Origin of the sequence: Thiomonas sp. UBA7699, assembly GCF_002482605.1 — a bacterium.
In the GTDB taxonomy this organism is placed as follows: Bacteria; Pseudomonadota; Gammaproteobacteria; order Burkholderiales; family Burkholderiaceae_C; genus Thiomonas; species Thiomonas arsenitoxydans.
In genome coordinates, this window is record NZ_DLGH01000007.1 from 17145 (window position 1) to 32093 (window position 14949).

Here is a 14949-nt window from a genome sequence, read left to right on the forward strand (position 1 = left end):
GCCGCGCACATGCTCTATTTCTTGCCTTTGATGCTATCGAGATAATCGGCGATCACCGGCACCTGATCCTCGGGAATCGGTGCCTTGAACGCATTTTTCATTTTGTTGACCTCGACCAGCCAGGCGGCTTTGGGCAGATCGGGTTGATTCATCACCATGCCCACCGAGTGGCACATCAGGCAATAGGTATTGGCGGCCTTGGCACCAGGACCATCACCCGGAAATACGCGGGTGCTGCTGGGCAGCGCAATGGTCTGGGTCTTGAGGGTGAGTGCGTGCGCGGGTGCTGCGGCGCATGCGCCGAAAATCAGTGCGGCGCCCAGGGCGCGCAGCGTGGCGCCGGTCGTGCTCTTAGTCATGTGTGTTCTCCCTTTCAAACGGCCATCAGCCGGGTGGACTCGACGACGTTGCGCATGAAGCCACCGGGGTTCCAGTTGGGTGTCATGGGCTGCTGCAGGCCGTCCGTATTGGTGCAGCGAACCATCACGGTCTGGTCGCCCTTGGCAAACTTGAGATGCGCGTTCCATTGGCGGAAGCTGAACTTGCCGTAGTCACGTCCGAGTTCGGTCGCCGTCCAGGTCTTGCCGCCGTCGATCGAGACGTCGACCGCCTTGACGCCGGTATCGCCCCCGAAAGCGATGCCGCGCACCAGTTCCGGACGACCGGCACCGATTGACGCGCCGTCCTTCAGATTGGTGATGAAGGATCGCGGCACCATGCGGTTGATGGGCACGAACTTCACACCCTGCTCCCCCGGAGTCATATTGGCCTGCGGCCAGTTGTCGGGAATGGTGTAGGCCGGCTTCATCCAGAAATTGGTGTTTTCCTCGTTGAGCACGCGCACGTGCTGCAGCATCTTGGTCCAGTAGGTCGCATACCAGCCCGGCACCACGAGACGGAAGGGGAAGCCGTTGAGCAGCGGCAGCGCCTGGCCGTTCATCTCCCAGGCGATCATCACGTCGCCATCCCGCGCGTGATCCACAGACAGCGACTTTTTCAGATTCGGCGCCGTCGCCACGACCGGACGCTCGGAACCCTCGAACTGCACCTGCACCGCACCGGCCTTGACGCCCGCGGCATCGAGCACGTCCTTGAGCCGCACGCCGACCCAGCGCGCATTGCCCATCGCGCCATTGCTCCATTCGCCACCGGGCACGCGGGGCTGGAAATAGCCACGGGAATTGCCCGAGCACTGATTGACGGCCGCCAGTTCGACATGCTTGAAATGCTTCATCAGGTCGAACACGGTGAACTCCAGCACCTTGTCCACATGGCCGCTGATCCGCACCTTGTGGGTGTGCGGGTTCATGGTCGTGGGAATGTCCGCCCAATGCCAGCGCACATAGAACTGATTGACCGGCGTGAAGACCCCCTTGTCGAACACTGACCAGGGCGTTTCCAGCAGCGGCGGGCGGGTGCGCTGCAGAATCATCTCGCCTTTGCCAGGGAATGCCGTCGTGAGCTGGCGCTCATCGGGGCCGCCTGGAAGCGGCAGTTTGGTCATCTCCGCGGCCAGGCTGGTGCGGACGAGCGTCAAAGCGCCCAGCCCGGCAGCGGCAGTTTGCAAAAAATGCCGCCGCGCCTGCGTGTCAGGGTTGTAGTCGGTCTGTTTCATGCCATTCCTCCTCGGTGTTATGGACAGACGCGTCGCATTTCGTCGCGCCATGTAGTGATTTATAACCAAGCGAGCAAGGCCTGAATAATGAATTAAACCTGTTGATCAAAGGAATTATTTTGATGAACAATCAGCGAAGCACCGATATATTCTATCGAACATATTAAATTTCTAACATATTGAATATTCAGGGGAAATTTCACAGACGTGGAGAGTATTTTGCAATATTCGAATGAAATAAAATAGATTTTCATATAGCGTTTCGTTCCAGTGCAAAAAATAGTCGCACTTTGTCGTTTTTATTACATTTTGTCTTTCATAAAAATAGAACCTGAAGATCGAGACCGCCAGCGTGCGCGCCCCTATCAACAGGCTATGCTTGCCGCAACATGCGCGAGGAGAGCTCCATGACAGACGAACAGAACCCGCCGCCGTCCGGAGGCGGGAAAAACCGGCCCAAGATCAATCCCAAGACGCAGGTGCATCTGGGCTATTGGCTGCTGGCCATTGCCTTGATGTTCATGGTGCAAAGTCTGTGGTCGTCTTACAGCAATGTGCAGACGGTGCCGTACAGCGAGTTCCAGACTTATCTCAAAGAAGGCAGGATCAAGGATGTGGTGATCAGCGGCCAGACCATCACCGGCACGCTGAAATCGCCCGACGCCAATGGCAAGAGCCTAGTGGTCGCGGTGCGCGTGGAGCCGCAGCTCGCCAGTGAGTTGCAGAAGTACGGGGTGACGTATTCGCAGCAATACACCGATACCTGGCTGTCCGACATTCTGTCGTGGGTGTTGCCCGCGCTGATCTTCGTCGGGCTATGGTTTTTTCTGGTGCGCAAGTTTGCCGACAAGGCCGGGGGCATGGGCATGGGGGGCTTCATGTCCATCGGCAAGAGCCGGGCGAAGGTCTACATGGAAAACCGCACCGGGGTAACTTTTGCCGACGTCGCCGGGGTGGACGAAGCCAAGGCCGAGCTGGAAGAAGTGGTCGATTTTCTGAAGAACCCCGGCGAGCACAGCCGCCTCGGCGCCCGCGCGCCCAAGGGCGTGCTACTGGTGGGGCCGCCCGGTGTGGGCAAGACGCTGCTGGCGCGCGCCGTGGCCGGGGAGGCCGGGGTGCCGTTTTTCTCCATCAGCGGCTCGGAATTTGTGGAAATGTTCGTCGGCGTGGGCGCGGCGCGGGTGCGCGACCTGTTCGAGCAGGCGCGGGAAAAATCGCCGGCCATCATTTTCATCGACGAGCTCGACGCGCTGGGCCGCGCCCGCAGCGCCGCGCCGTTTGGCGGCGGACACGATGAAAAAGAGCAGACGCTTAATCAGTTGCTGGTCGAACTCGACGGCTTCGATTCCACTTCGTCCATTGTGATTCTCGCGGCCACCAACCGGCCGGAGATTCTCGATCCCGCCCTGCTGCGCGCCGGGCGATTTGACCGACAGGTGCTGGTGGAGCGACCCGACAAGGTAGGGCGGGTGCAGATTCTCAAGGTGCATGCGGTCAAGATCCGGCTCGACCCGAGTGTGGATCTGGAGCAGGTGGCGGCGCTCACTCCCGGGTTCTCCGGCGCCGATCTGGCCAATCTGGTGAACGAGGCGGCCTTGCTGGCCACGCGGGAAAACGCGCGCACCGTCACCCTGTCGCACTTCACCCGCGCGGTCGAGCGCATCGTCGCCGGGCTGGAAAAGCGCAACCGCCTGCTCAACCCGAAAGAACGCGAGATCGTGGCGCATCACGAAATGGGGCATACGCTGGTGGCCATGTCGTTGCCGGGCAGCGATGCGGTGCACAAGGTGTCCATCATTCCGCGCGGCATCGGTTCGCTGGGTTACACCATTCAGCGGCCCACCGAAGACCGCTATCTGATGACCCGGGAAGAGTTGAAAAACAAGATGACCGTGCTCATGGGCGGGCGGGCCGCCGAGCATCTGGTGTACGGGCATTGGTCAACCGGCGCGGCGGACGATCTGGCGAAAGTCACCGACATCGCCCGCAGCATGGTGACGCGCTACGGCATGGCCGAAAAGCTCGGCGGCGTCAGTCTGGAAGAAACCCAGCAATCCGTGCCGGGCATGCCGGGCCTTCCGCCGCAGCATGAATACAGCGAACAGACCGCGCGGGAAATCGATTGCGCTGTGCGCGAGCTGGTGAATGATGCCTTCAACCGTGCGCAAGACATTCTGCAACGCGAACGCGCCGTGCTGGAGGAGGGCGCGCGGCAACTGCTGGCGAAGGAAACCCTGAGCGAAGCCGATCTCAAGGCGCTGTTCGCACCGCTGGCCGCTGCGCAGACCCAGGCTTAGGGCGTTCCCAGGCGCAGGTCGTTGCGGCCGCAGTTTGCTCAGGCGTGGCTGGAATGCAGCACTTTGGGCGGTACGGCCGGGCGGTCGTAGCGCTCGATACCCAGACCGGCGATGCTGATCTCCGGCTTGCGGTTGAGCACCAGATCACTCACGACCCGGCCTGAGCCGCAGGCCATGGTCCACCCCAGGGTGCCGTGGCCGGTGTTGAGGTAGAGGTTGGGATAGCGCGTGGCGCCGACGATAGGCGTGCTGTCGGGCGTCATCGGGCGCAGGCCGGTCCAGAAGGTGGCAGCGGCGAGGTCGCCACCGGGGAACAGGTCGCGGGTGACCATTTCCAGCGTTTCGCGCCGACGCGGGTTGAGCCGCAGATCAAATCCGCCCAGCTCCGCCATGCCGCCCACGCGGATGCGTTGATCGAAGCGGGTGAGGGCGATTTTGTAGGTTTCGTCCAGCACGGTGGACCGCGGCGCGAGCGCCTCGTCGGTCAACGGCACGGTGAGCGAATAACCCTTGACCGGATAGACCGGCAGATCGAGGCCCAGCGGCGCCAGAAAGTCGCGGGTGTAACTGCCCAGCGCCAGCACATAGCGATCCGCGGTGAGGACGGCGTCTCCCACCTGCACGCCGGTGATGCGCTGGCCGTCGCTCGACAGTCCGCGGATCGTCTGGCCGAACTCGAATTTCACGCCCAATTCGCGCGCCATTTCGCCCAGACGGGTGGTGAATATCTGGCAATCCCCGGTTTCGTCGTGCGGCAGGCGCAGGCCGCCGACAAGCCGGTCGCGGGCGTGCGCCAGACCGGGCTCGACCTGGGCGAGCTGGTCGCGGTCGAGCAGTTCGTAGGGCACGCCGCATTCTTCGAGCACGGTCACGTCGCGCTGCACCGCATCGAGTTGCGCTTGGCTGCGAAACACCTGCAGCGTGCCGCCGGTGCGTTGTTCGTAGGCGATGCCGGTTTCGGTGCGCAGCGCTTGCAGGCTGGCGCGGCTGTACTCGGCCAGACGCATCATGCGCTCTTTATTCACCGCATAGCGTTCGGCGCTGCAGTTGCGCAGCATTTGCGCCATCCAGCGCAATTGCCACAGCGTGCCGTCTGGGCGAATCGCCAGCGGCGCGTGGCGCTGAAACATCCACTTCACCGCCTTGAGCGGAATACCGGGCGCGGCCCAGGGCGTGGAGTAGCCCGGCGATACCTGGCCGGCATTGGCGAAGCTGGTTTCCATTGCGCAGGCGTTTTGGCGGTCGATCACCGTCACCTCCGCGCCGGCCTTGGCGAGGTAGTACGCCGTGGTGGTTCCGATCACGCCGGCGCCGAGAACAATGACTTTCATGGCAAACACCTGTTCAATAACTAGATGGGCGAAATTTAGTCGGTCACCTGCAAAAAAATTCCTTGTTTTTAGGGTGCTTCACAGTGAAAATCGCTGAAACCGCTTCCTCTTTTGGTGCGCCAGCCGCCATGTACGAACTCGATCGCATCGACCGCCGCATTCTGGATCTCCTGCAGCGCAACGGCCGCATCTCCATGACCGATCTGGCCAGCGAAGTCGGGCTGTCGGCCTCGCCGTGTACCGAGCGGGTCAAACGCATGGAGCGTGCCGGGGTGATCACCGGCTACAACGCCCGCATCAACCCGGAGGCGCTGGGCAAGACCCTGCTGGTTTTCGTGGAAATCAAACTGGCGTCCAAGTCGGGCGATGTGTTCGACCGCGTGCGCCAGGAGTTGCTGCACATGCCCGACGTGCTGGAGTGCCACCTCGTTTCGGGCAGCTTCGACTATCTGGTGAAGTTCCGCCTGCGCGGCATGAAGGAATACCGCCATCTGCTGGGCGATATTCTCAAACGGCTGCCGGTCTCGGCCGAGTCGCACAGCTATGTGGTGATGGAAGAGATCAAGGAAAGTCTGTATTTGCCGACCGACCGATAGCGCGCTCTCCGGAGTGACGCATCGAGATCGTGGTGGTGGCAAGGCAGATGTCGCAGCCGACGGCGTCATAGGCCCCGGCCTGCAAGACGCGCGCATCCGCCGCAAAATGCGCTCATGCACGCTCTGAAAAACATCGCTTTATCTCTGCTCGATCTGGTCGCCGTGCGCGAAAACGGCACCGTAGCCGAGGCGCTGCAGATCGCCCTGCGCACCGCGCAACATGCCGAATCGCTGGGCTTCAAACGGTACTGGTTGGCCGAACATCACAATCTGGCTGGCGTGGCCAGTTCGGCCACGGCGGTGCTGGTGGGTTATGTGGCCGGCGGCACGCAACGCATCCGCGTGGGGTCGGGGGGCGTCATGCTGCCCAATCACGCGCCGCTGGTCGTGGCCGAAGCCTTTGGCACCCTCGCCGAGCTGTATCCGGGGCGCATCGACCTGGGTCTTGGACGCGCGCCGGGCACCGATCCGCTGACCATGCGCGCCCTGCGCCGCGACCGTATCGAGCGCGAAGAAGACTTTCCGCGCGATGTGGCCGAACTGCAGCATCTGCTCGCCCCGGCCGAGCCCGGTCAGCGCCTCGTCGCCATGCCCGGTGCGGGAACGCAGGTGCCCATCTGGCTGCTGGGCTCCAGCCTGTTTTCTGCGCGGCTGGCGGCGCAGCGGGGGTTGCCTTATGCCTTCGCCTCGCACTTCGCGCCGCGCTTGCTGCATCAGGCGCTGGAGTTGTATCGACAAGAGTTCCGGCCTTCGCCCGCGCTGGCGCAGCCTTACGTCATCATCGGCGTGCCCCTGATCGCCGCGCCAACCGACGAAGAGGCGCAATTTCTCGCCAGCAGCACCTATCAGCGCGTGCTGGGCATTCTCACCGGGCAGCGCGGCCGACTGTCGCCGCCGGTGGCGCACTATCTGGAACAGCTTCACCCGCAGGAGCGTGCCGCGATTCAAGACTTTCTCGCTGCCGCCGTCATCGGTAGCCCCGAGACGGTACGGCAGGGCTTTGCCGCGCTGGCCGAGTCCACGCAGGCGGACGAATTCATGCTGGTCTGCGATGTGTTTGATGCACCGCTGCGGCTGCGCGCGCTCGACATCGCCGCGCAAGCGATGACATGAGCGCCAAGGCGCGTTCCACACCCGCCACGTCGGCAGCCGCCGCATCGCAGCGCCTCGACAAATGGCTTTGGGCGGCGCGCTGGTGCAAGACGCGCGCGCTCGCGGCTTCCCAATGTGAACTGGGCCGCGTGTCGGTGAACGGCGCTCCGGCGAAACCGGCCAAAGAGGTGCGCATCGGCGATGTGCTGGTGATTCAGCAGGATCGAGAGCGCCGGGAAGTGGAGGTGCTTCAGGTCGGCCTGCAGCGGCAGTCCGCACCGCTGGCGCAAGCCCTATACCGCGAGACCGAGGCCAGCCGCCTGCAGCGCGAAAGGCAGGCCGAGTTGCGGCGCTTGAGCCCGGAGCCGGAAGCGGTGCGTCAGGGGCGACCGAGCAAACTCGACCGGCGGGAATTGCAGCGTATGCTCGACAGCCATCTCGATTGAGCCCCCCTTGCAACCCATGCCGGATACCGCACGTCTCTACCCCCGTCATCCCCGAAATTACAAGCCGCTGAGTGGCGTGCGCATCGTCACTCTGGCGCTTAACCTGCCGGGCCCGGCCGCCGCGGCCCGCCTGCGCGCGCTGGGCGCCAAGGTGCTGAAAATCGAGCCGCCCGGCGGCGACCCGATGGCGCAGATGTCGCCCGCGCTCTACCGCGCCATGCACAAAGCGGTGCCGGTGCGCAAGCTCGATCTGAAAACCGCCGAAGGCCAGACCGCGCTGCACGAGCAACTGCAACAAAGCGATCTGCTGCTCACAGCGTTCCGCCCCGCAGCGCTCAAGCGGCTGGGGCTGGACCGGCGCAGTCTGGCCGCGCGCCATCCCCACCTCAGCGCCGTGTTCGTCGTCGGTTATCCGGGGGCGCAGGGGCAGCTGCCGGGGCATGATCTCACCTTTCAGGCCGAGGCAGGGCTGATCGATGCCGCGAAGCCGCCCGCCACGCTGCTGGCCGACATGACGGGCGCGCTGCTGGTGAGCGAGGCCGCCCTAGGCGCGCTGCTGCACCAACGCGCGCAGGGCAGGGGGGCGATGCTGGACATTGCGCTGTCCGACGCGGCCGGTTTTGCCGCCGTGCCCCGCGCGCTGGGCATGACCGCGCCGGGGCAACTGCTCGGGGGCGCCTTGCCCGAATATGGCGTCTACGCCTGTGCCGACGGGCTGGTGGCGATTGCGGCGTTGGAACCCCATTTCAAACAGGCGCTGGCGCTGGCGGCGCAAGGGGCGACGCACCGCGCCATCGCCCGCTGGTGCAAATCGCACACCGCCGCGCAGCTCACCGCGCTGGCGCAGCAACACGACCTGCCGCTTTGGGCATGGACGACCTGAAGCCCCAAGGCCCGCCCGAGGCCGACCTCACCCCACGCATGCGCGAGCTGCTGCAGCGCATTGCGCGTGCGGGGCAGCCCGCGTTTGAGCAACTCACCCCCGCAGCCGCCCGCGCGGCCTATGCGCGCATGGCCGAAGTGCTCGACTTTCCCCCGGCCGACCTACCGCTATGCGACACGCTCGATTGCCCGAGCCGCGATGGCGTGCGCCTCACGCTGCGCCGCTACGCCCCCCGGCTGGCTGACTGGCAGGCGCCGCAACCCGCCTTGCTCTACTTGCACGGCGGCGGCTTTGTCATCGGCAGCGCGGCCACGCACGATGCGCTGTGCCGCCAACTCGCCCTTCGCTCAGGCTGGATGGTGCTGTCGCTCGATTACCGGCTCGCCCCGGAACACCGCTTTCCCACCGCATTCAACGACAGCTGGGATGCGCTGCAGTGGCTGCACGCCCACGGCGAGATGCTCGGCGTGGATACGCACTGCCTCGCCGTCGGCGGAGACAGCGCCGGGGGCACGCTGGCTGCGGCCTGCGCCCTGGCCGCACGCGACGCCGCGCTGCCGCTGGCCTTGCAACTGCTGTTCTATCCCGGCATGGGCTGCGGGCATGAAACGCTGTCGCAACAGCGTTATGGGCACGGATTTTTGCTCGACCGAGAACAGATCGACTGGTTTTTCGGTCACTACCTGCGCGACCCGCGAGATGGCGCCGACTGGCGTTTTGCCCCGCAACTGGCGACTCAACACCGGGGCGTGGCTGCGGCGTGGATCGCGGTTGCCGGCTGCGATCCACTACGCGATGAGGGCCTGGCCTACGGCGCGTTGTTGCGCCGCGCCGGGGTGAAGGTCGAGATGACGCAATGGCCGGGTGTCACTCACAATTTCATCAAAATGAGCCGGGCCTTGCCCGAGGCGGTGCAGGCGGTGGAAGCCGCCGCGCTTGCGCTACGGAAGGCGCAGGATCAATCTGGCGCGGTGAGCGCGTAGGGCAGGGCGCCCAGCTTCAGTTCGGGGCCTTCGGCGCTGCCTAGATGCAGGCCCGGCTGTTCGACGAGGGCGATTTTCAGCTCGGCCAGCGCCCACCACACGCCAGCGGCATCGGCCGCAGCATTCACCACCACGCCACAGGGCTGACCGGGATCGGCCGCGTGCACCAATTCCTGCCCCGGCTGCATGGCGGCCGGGCCGCTCACCACATACATGCGCCGCTTGAGGGTGCCACGGTATTGGCTGCGCGCCACCACTTCCTGCCCCGGATAGCAGCCCTTTTTGAAATTCACCCCGCCGATCAATTCAAAGTTGAGCATTTGCGGCACAAATAACTGCTGCGTCGCGGCGGTGAGGTGCGGCAGCCCCGCGCGAATATCCTGCAGCGCCCACTCAGACGGCGGCAACGCGGGCAATGCGGCAAGCTCTGCCCGCAGTGCAGCCTGCGCAGCTTGATCCCGCTCGATCAGCAGCACGCAGCGCACCGCTGAGCCCGCTTGCGGCAGGCGCAGCAAAAGCGCGCCGCTTTCCAGCCGCCGCACGCCCCAGGGCTGGGCGGGGGGGGTGAGCGAGGCCGGATAGTCGGCGGCGGTATCGCCCAAGAGCCCGTGCCGCGCCCACTGCGCGCTGGCGTCGTCGAGGGTGCATTTCAGGCGCAGCACAAACATGCGCAGGCGTTGCAGTGCGGCGGCGGCAATCGAGGCGTCGAGCAGCAAACCGATCTGCTCGGGCGCCAAGCGCACCGCGATGAAGTCGGCCAGCATCCGCCCCTGCGGGTTGAGCAGCGCGGCCAGTCTCGCCTGCTCGTCCGGCCAGTGCTGGAAATCCTGGCTGAGCTGGGCATGAAGCAAGTCGGCGCCCTGCGGCCCCGAGACACGCAAGAGGGAGAGTTGATCGAGAGGACAGGAGAGCAGAGGCATGAGCGGCTGATGGTTAAGCCCCCTGGAATGGGGGTTCGGCTAGGCTAGTATAGGAAGGTTACCCGCCACCGGCGCGCGGCGGTCCGCGCCCCGGCGGCAACTTCCCTCCACTCACAACGTGCGTTTTCTGCGAAAACTTCTTCTTCTCGGTTTGATCGCTCTGGCCTTGGCGGCCGGGGCGTTTGTCTGGTGGGCCAACCAGCCCATCGCCCTGCGCGAGAGCCCGCTCGACTTTTCGGTACGCCCCGGAAGTTCCGCCCTGTCGGCGGCGCAACAGGTCAGGGCGCAGGGCGCCGACCTGCAGCCGCGCCTGTTCTATTGGCTGGCCCGTCTGAGCGGGCGCGGTACGGAACTCAAGGCCGGCAGCTACGAAATCAGCACCGGCATGACGCCGTGGGTGTTGCTCGAACGCATGGCGCGCGGCGATCAGACGCTGCTCTCGGTCACCATTCCCGAGGGCTGGACTTTTGAGCAGATGCTGCAGTCGCTGGCGAAGGCACCCGGTCTGCAGCATGACGTGGGCGACCTCACCTCTGAGCAGATCATGCAGCGCATCGGCGCTCCGGCGCAGACGCCGCCCGAGGGTGAGTTTTTCCCCGATACCTATCTGTATGCGCGAGGCTCGTCAGAGTTGGACGTGCTGCGCCGCGCCTATCAGGCGATGCAAAAACGCCTGGCCGCCGCGTGGGCGCAGCGCGCGCCCGATCTTCCGCTGAAAACGCCGCAGCAGGCGCTCATTCTGGCTTCGATCATCGAGAAAGAAACCGGCAAGCCGTCTGATCGAGAAAAAATCGCCGCGGTGTTCATCAACCGTCTGCGCGCGGGCATGCCGCTGCAGAGCGATCCCACCGTGATCTACGGCATGGGCGCGCGCTACAACGGCAATATCACCAAACGTGACCTGCAAACGCTCACGCCCTACAACACCTACATCATCAACGGCCTGCCGCCCACGCCCATCGCGCTTCCGGGCGAGGCTTCGCTGCAGGCGGCATTGCATCCCGCGCCGATCAAGGCGCTGTATTTCGTGGCTCGTGGCAACGGCGCCAGCCAGTTTTCCGACACGCTTGCCCAGCACAATGCGGCTGTGGCGCGTTACATCCTCAAGACTCCATGAGCGCACTCAATCCCTACCGTCCTGGCCTGTTCGTCTCTCTCGAGGGCATCGACGGCGCCGGCAAATCGACCCAGTTGCAGACCGTGGTCGATGTGCTGCGCGCAGCCAACCGCCAGGTCATGCTCACCCGCGAGCCGGGCGGCACCGAAATCGGCGAAAAAATCCGCGAACTACTGCTGCACGAGACCATGCGCCCGGCAACCGAAGCCCTGCTGATGTTCGCGGCGCGGCAGGAGCATGTGCTGCGGGTCATCGAGCCGGCCTTGCTGGGCGGCACCGACGTGGTCTGCGACCGCTTCACCGCGGCGACGCTCGCCTATCAGGGCGGCGGCAAGGGCATTCCCACCGAACGGCTCGAAGCGCTGGCCCGCTGGGTGCATCCGGGGCTGTGCCCGGACTGCATCATCCTGATCGATGTGCCGCCCGAGGTGGCCGCGCAGCGTCTGGCGCAGACGCGGCAGCGCGACCGTTTCGAGCAGGAAAGCGTTGATTTTTTTGCCCGGGTACGCGCCAACTACCTGCAACAGGCCGCCAGCGCGCCCGAAAAATGGCGTGTGATCGATGGCACGCAAACCCCGGAGGCGGTACAAAAGACCATCACAGAATACTTGAAGAAAGTTTTACAAGAGTTTGATTCAAAATGAATTCTGCCTGGCTGATTCACGCACCGCAGGGTTATGGCAAATGGCCTCTGCTGCAGCGCACGGCCAACGCGCTGCTGTGCGAATCGCCCCAGTCGCTCGCAGCCTCCGAGCCTGAGGCGGCCCGGCTCCCCGCTGCCCTGTCAACCTACAAGGCCTGCGGGCACTGCGCCAGTTGCGTACTACTGGCGGCGGGCACGCACCCCGATTTACTGATCGCAGCGCCCGAGGCGATGTGGCCCGAACTCGGCCTGAACCCGTCTGAAGAGACCGCGCCGCGCTCCGAAACCAAGACGGCGAGCCAGGAGATCCGCATCGAGCAGATCCGCCGCCTCAACGATTGGTCGGTGAGCACCAGCCACCGCGGCCGCGCCAAGGTGGCGCTGATCTATCCAGTCGATGCGCTCAATGCGGCCGCGGCCAACGCGCTGCTCAAGACCCTCGAAGAACCGCCGGAAGACGTGCAGTTTCTGCTCGGCGCCCACCGGCTCGACGCCTTGCTGCCCACGATTCGCAGCCGCTGTCGTCTGGCGGCACTGCCGCGCCCGGGGGCCGCCGAGGCGCAGCAACAACTCGGCGGGAAGACGGTGGCGGCGGGGCCACAGCAGGCCGTGCTGGCCTGGAGCCAGGGTGCGGTCTATCAGGCCAACCCGGCGCTGGGGCTGGAATGGGCCGAAAGCCTGTTGGACGCCTTGTCGCGCCAAGCCGCCCGTCCGCAGTCGTCCACCCTGCCTCCGCCGCCCGATCAGGCGGCTGGCGTCGCGAGCCTGCTGAAAATCGGCAGCGATCTGCAGCGCGTGCAGGTTGGCGCGCCCCCGCTTTATCTGCCGCAAAAATTGCCGGCTTTGACCGCAATCGCCCAGCGCATCGCACCGCTGAAACTGGCTGATGCCCTGGACGGTTGGCGCCAGAAACAACGGCTGGCGGGTTTTCCCTTGAACCAGGCACTCGCCAGCGACGCACTGCTCCTAGAATTTGCCCAGATTTTCTCCCGAGGAGATTGATTCATGGCTACCGCACCCCGCGCCGCAAGCGTTGCCGCCAACAAGCCCCGCGTCCTTCAGTTGGCCATCAAGGAAAAACCGGCGCTGTATGCCTCTTACATTTCCTTCTTCCCCGAGGGCGGCATTTTTGTGCCCACGCCGCACGAGTATCGACTGGGAGAGGGCGTCTATCTACTGCTCACCATTGTGGACGATCCGCAGCGCTATCCGGTCGAAGGCAAAGTCGCCTGGATCAATCCGGCCAATGCCGCCAACCACCGCCCGCAGGGCATCGGCGTGCGTTTTCCCGCCGACGACAAGGCGCGGCACCTCAAGGTGAAAATCGAAGAAGCGCTGGGCGCCGCCGAGGCCAGCGGCAAGCCGACCAACACCATTTGATGCCGCCCGAAATACCGCTTGAGATGACCGCTGCACTGACCGATTCTCACTGCCACCTGGCCTATCCGGGCCTGGAAGAACGCCTCGACGACGTGCTTGCGCATATGCACGACAAAGGCGTGACGCGGGCGCTCAACATCTGCACCACGCTCGAAGAATTCGACGCGGTGCACGCCATCGCGCAGCGTTACCCCGGGGTTTGGGCCTCTGTGGGGGTGCACCCCGATAACGAAGGCGTGCGCGAGCCCACGGTTGAAGACCTCACGCGTCTGGCCCAATTGCCGCGCGTGGTCGGCATCGGTGAAACCGGGCTCGACTATTTCCGTCTGGGCGAACGCACCGTGGCTGAGATGGAATGGCAGCGCGAGCGCTTTCGGGTGCATATTCGCGCCGCCTTGCAGCTCGACAAACCGCTGATCATCCATACCCGCGCCAGCGCCGAAGACACCCTCGCCATTCTGGCCGAGGAAGGGCAGGGACGTGCGCGGGGCGTGATGCATTGCTTCACCGAAAACTGGGATGTCGCGCAGCGCGCCCTCGATCTGGGCTTCTACATATCCATCGCGGGCATCGTCACTTTCAAGAACGCCCAGGCGCTGCGCGATGTGGCGGTACAAATTCCTGCCGACCGCTTACTGATCGAAACCGACAGCCCGTATCTGGCCCCCATGCCGCACCGCGGCAAGACCAATGAACCGGCCTACGTGAGTTACGTCGCCGACTACCTGGCCGAATTGCGCGGCGTGGATCGGGAGGCGCTGGCAGAACAGACCAGCGACAATTTCACCCGGCTATTTCTACAATAAATCATAGTGTTAAGAATAATAATTAAGGTGTTTTATGAATAGAGCTCGGCGCCAATTTCTCCAATCTACCGCCGTGGCCGCGCTGCTCGCGGGCTCGGGTGGTTGGGCTTACGCCGGGGCTTACACCGACTTTTTCCGCGCCGTCAATATCGACGACGTGGGCGCCGTGCGCAGTCTGCTGGCGCAGGGTTTCGACCCGAACGCGGTGGACAGCAAAGGCAATTCGGCGCTGTATCTGGCGCTGCGCTACAACTCACTCAAGGTCGCCAAGGTATTGATCGATGATCCGCATATTCATCTCAATTACCTGAACCCGTCCGACGAAAATGCATTGATGATCGCCTGCCTTCAGGGCGATCTTGGCATCGTCAAGCTTATGGTCGAAAAAGGCGCGGAAATCAACAAACCGGGCTGGACGCCGTTGTCCTATGCCGCCACCCGGGGGCGTACCGAAGTCGTCAAGTATCTGCTCGAACATTCCGCCTACATTGACGCCGCCGCGCCCAACGGCTCCACGCCGCTGATGATGGCGGCGTATTTTGGCTATGACAGCACGGTGAAGCTGCTGCTGGAAGAAGGCGCCGATCCGAAGCTCAAAAATGCCATGGGCTACACCGCGTTGACCTTGGCAAGCCAAATGAACCACAAGGACATCGCCAACATGATCGCCAAGGCGCTGGGCAAGGATAGACCGCAGGGCTCTTGGTAAGAGCGCCATTCCAGCCTCTTGGCTGGACATCATTTAGAGAACATATGTGCATTATGTTAAATGTGCAACATGACTCTGCACACCAAGAGATAGACGGCGGCCCCTCTCGAAGCCGCCGCCGGTAGAAACCT

The 14949-nt window shown here is 64.0% G+C and carries 16 protein-coding genes; 12 read left to right on the forward strand and 4 right to left on the reverse strand.

What is annotated here, in order from left to right:
• Window positions 1–14: 14 nt before the first annotated feature.
• On the reverse strand, window positions 15–359 hold the full coding sequence (locus tag B3H47_RS02800) for a cytochrome c (protein WP_013105850.1): 345 nt from the start codon (window positions 357–359) through the stop codon (window positions 15–17).
• A gap of 14 nt (window positions 360–373) precedes the next feature.
• A complete protein-coding gene (locus B3H47_RS02805) occupies window positions 374–1615 on the reverse strand; it encodes a molybdopterin-dependent oxidoreductase (protein WP_286985925.1) in 1242 nt (413 codons plus the stop codon).
• 407 nt (window positions 1616–2022) lie between these two features.
• On the opposite strand from B3H47_RS02805, the gene ftsH reads away from it, so the two are divergent.
• Window positions 2023–3912: an ATP-dependent zinc metalloprotease FtsH gene (ftsH, locus tag B3H47_RS02810; RefSeq protein ID WP_414718221.1), complete on the forward strand. Its 1890-nt coding sequence runs from the start codon at window positions 2023–2025 to the stop codon at window positions 3910–3912.
• A 38-nt stretch (window positions 3913–3950) separates the two neighbouring features.
• Here the strand turns inward: ftsH and B3H47_RS02815 are convergent, their stop codons facing one another.
• Entirely contained in the window at window positions 3951–5252 is a 1302-nt protein-coding gene (locus tag B3H47_RS02815; RefSeq protein ID WP_324344996.1) for a D-amino acid dehydrogenase, read from the reverse strand.
• A gap of 119 nt (window positions 5253–5371) precedes the next feature.
• Between B3H47_RS02815 and B3H47_RS02820 the strand changes: the two genes are divergently transcribed.
• The 5 genes from B3H47_RS02820 to B3H47_RS02840 all read left to right on the forward strand — a co-directional run bounded on the left by B3H47_RS02820 (window position 5372) and on the right by B3H47_RS02840 (window position 9243).
• On the forward strand, window positions 5372–5839 hold the full coding sequence (locus B3H47_RS02820) for a winged helix-turn-helix transcriptional regulator (protein WP_013105855.1): 468 nt from the start codon (window positions 5372–5374) through the stop codon (window positions 5837–5839).
• Between the two features lie 114 nt (window positions 5840–5953).
• A complete protein-coding gene (locus B3H47_RS02825) occupies window positions 5954–6952 on the forward strand; it encodes an LLM class flavin-dependent oxidoreductase (protein WP_286985927.1) in 999 nt (332 codons plus the stop codon).
• Window positions 6949–7377 (forward strand): RNA-binding S4 domain-containing protein, encoded by a 429-nt coding sequence (locus tag B3H47_RS02830; RefSeq protein ID WP_286985928.1) that lies wholly within the window; start codon window positions 6949–6951, stop codon window positions 7375–7377. Before B3H47_RS02825 ends, B3H47_RS02830 begins: the two co-directional genes overlap by 4 nt.
• Before the next feature lie 16 nt (window positions 7378–7393).
• On the forward strand, window positions 7394–8260 hold the full coding sequence (locus B3H47_RS02835) for a CoA transferase (protein ID WP_286985930.1): 867 nt from the start codon (window positions 7394–7396) through the stop codon (window positions 8258–8260).
• Window positions 8248–9243 carry an alpha/beta hydrolase gene (locus tag B3H47_RS02840; protein ID WP_286985931.1) on the forward strand — a complete coding sequence of 332 codons (996 nt, stop codon included), beginning with the start codon at window positions 8248–8250 and terminating at the stop codon, window positions 9241–9243. Before B3H47_RS02835 ends, B3H47_RS02840 begins: the two co-directional genes overlap by 13 nt.
• Here B3H47_RS02840 and B3H47_RS02845 read toward each other — a convergent pair.
• A complete protein-coding gene (locus tag B3H47_RS02845) occupies window positions 9219–10163 on the reverse strand; it encodes a YgfZ/GcvT domain-containing protein (RefSeq protein ID WP_286985932.1) in 945 nt (314 codons plus the stop codon). The genes B3H47_RS02840 and B3H47_RS02845 overlap by 25 nt on opposite strands.
• Window positions 10164–10281: 118 nt before the next feature.
• Here B3H47_RS02845 and mltG point away from each other — a divergent pair, with 118 nt between their 5' ends.
• From mltG to B3H47_RS02875, 6 genes are all read left to right on the forward strand, one after another.
• Window positions 10282–11280, forward strand: a complete 999-nt coding sequence (gene mltG / locus B3H47_RS02850; RefSeq protein ID WP_286985934.1) for an endolytic transglycosylase MltG — start codon at window positions 10282–10284, stop codon at window positions 11278–11280.
• The gene (gene tmk, locus B3H47_RS02855; RefSeq protein WP_286730171.1) at window positions 11277–11924 is read left to right on the forward strand and encodes a dTMP kinase; all 648 of its coding nucleotides are present in this window, start codon (window positions 11277–11279) and stop codon (window positions 11922–11924) included. The genes mltG and tmk overlap by 4 nt, the downstream gene beginning before the upstream one ends.
• Window positions 11921–12925, forward strand: a complete 1005-nt coding sequence (locus B3H47_RS02860; protein ID WP_286985935.1) for a DNA polymerase III subunit delta' — start codon at window positions 11921–11923, stop codon at window positions 12923–12925. The genes tmk and B3H47_RS02860 overlap by 4 nt, the downstream gene beginning before the upstream one ends.
• A 3-nt stretch (window positions 12926–12928) precedes the next feature.
• Window positions 12929–13303 carry a PilZ domain-containing protein gene (locus B3H47_RS02865; protein WP_013105864.1) on the forward strand — a complete coding sequence of 125 codons (375 nt, stop codon included), beginning with the start codon at window positions 12929–12931 and terminating at the stop codon, window positions 13301–13303.
• A gap of 23 nt (window positions 13304–13326) precedes the next feature.
• The gene (locus tag B3H47_RS02870; RefSeq protein ID WP_286985936.1) at window positions 13327–14109 is read left to right on the forward strand and encodes a TatD family hydrolase; all 783 of its coding nucleotides are present in this window, start codon (window positions 13327–13329) and stop codon (window positions 14107–14109) included.
• A gap of 73 nt (window positions 14110–14182) precedes the next feature.
• Window positions 14183–14818: an ankyrin repeat domain-containing protein gene (locus tag B3H47_RS02875; RefSeq protein WP_286985937.1), complete on the forward strand. Its 636-nt coding sequence runs from the start codon at window positions 14183–14185 to the stop codon at window positions 14816–14818.
• Window positions 14819–14949: the final 131 nt, after the last annotated feature.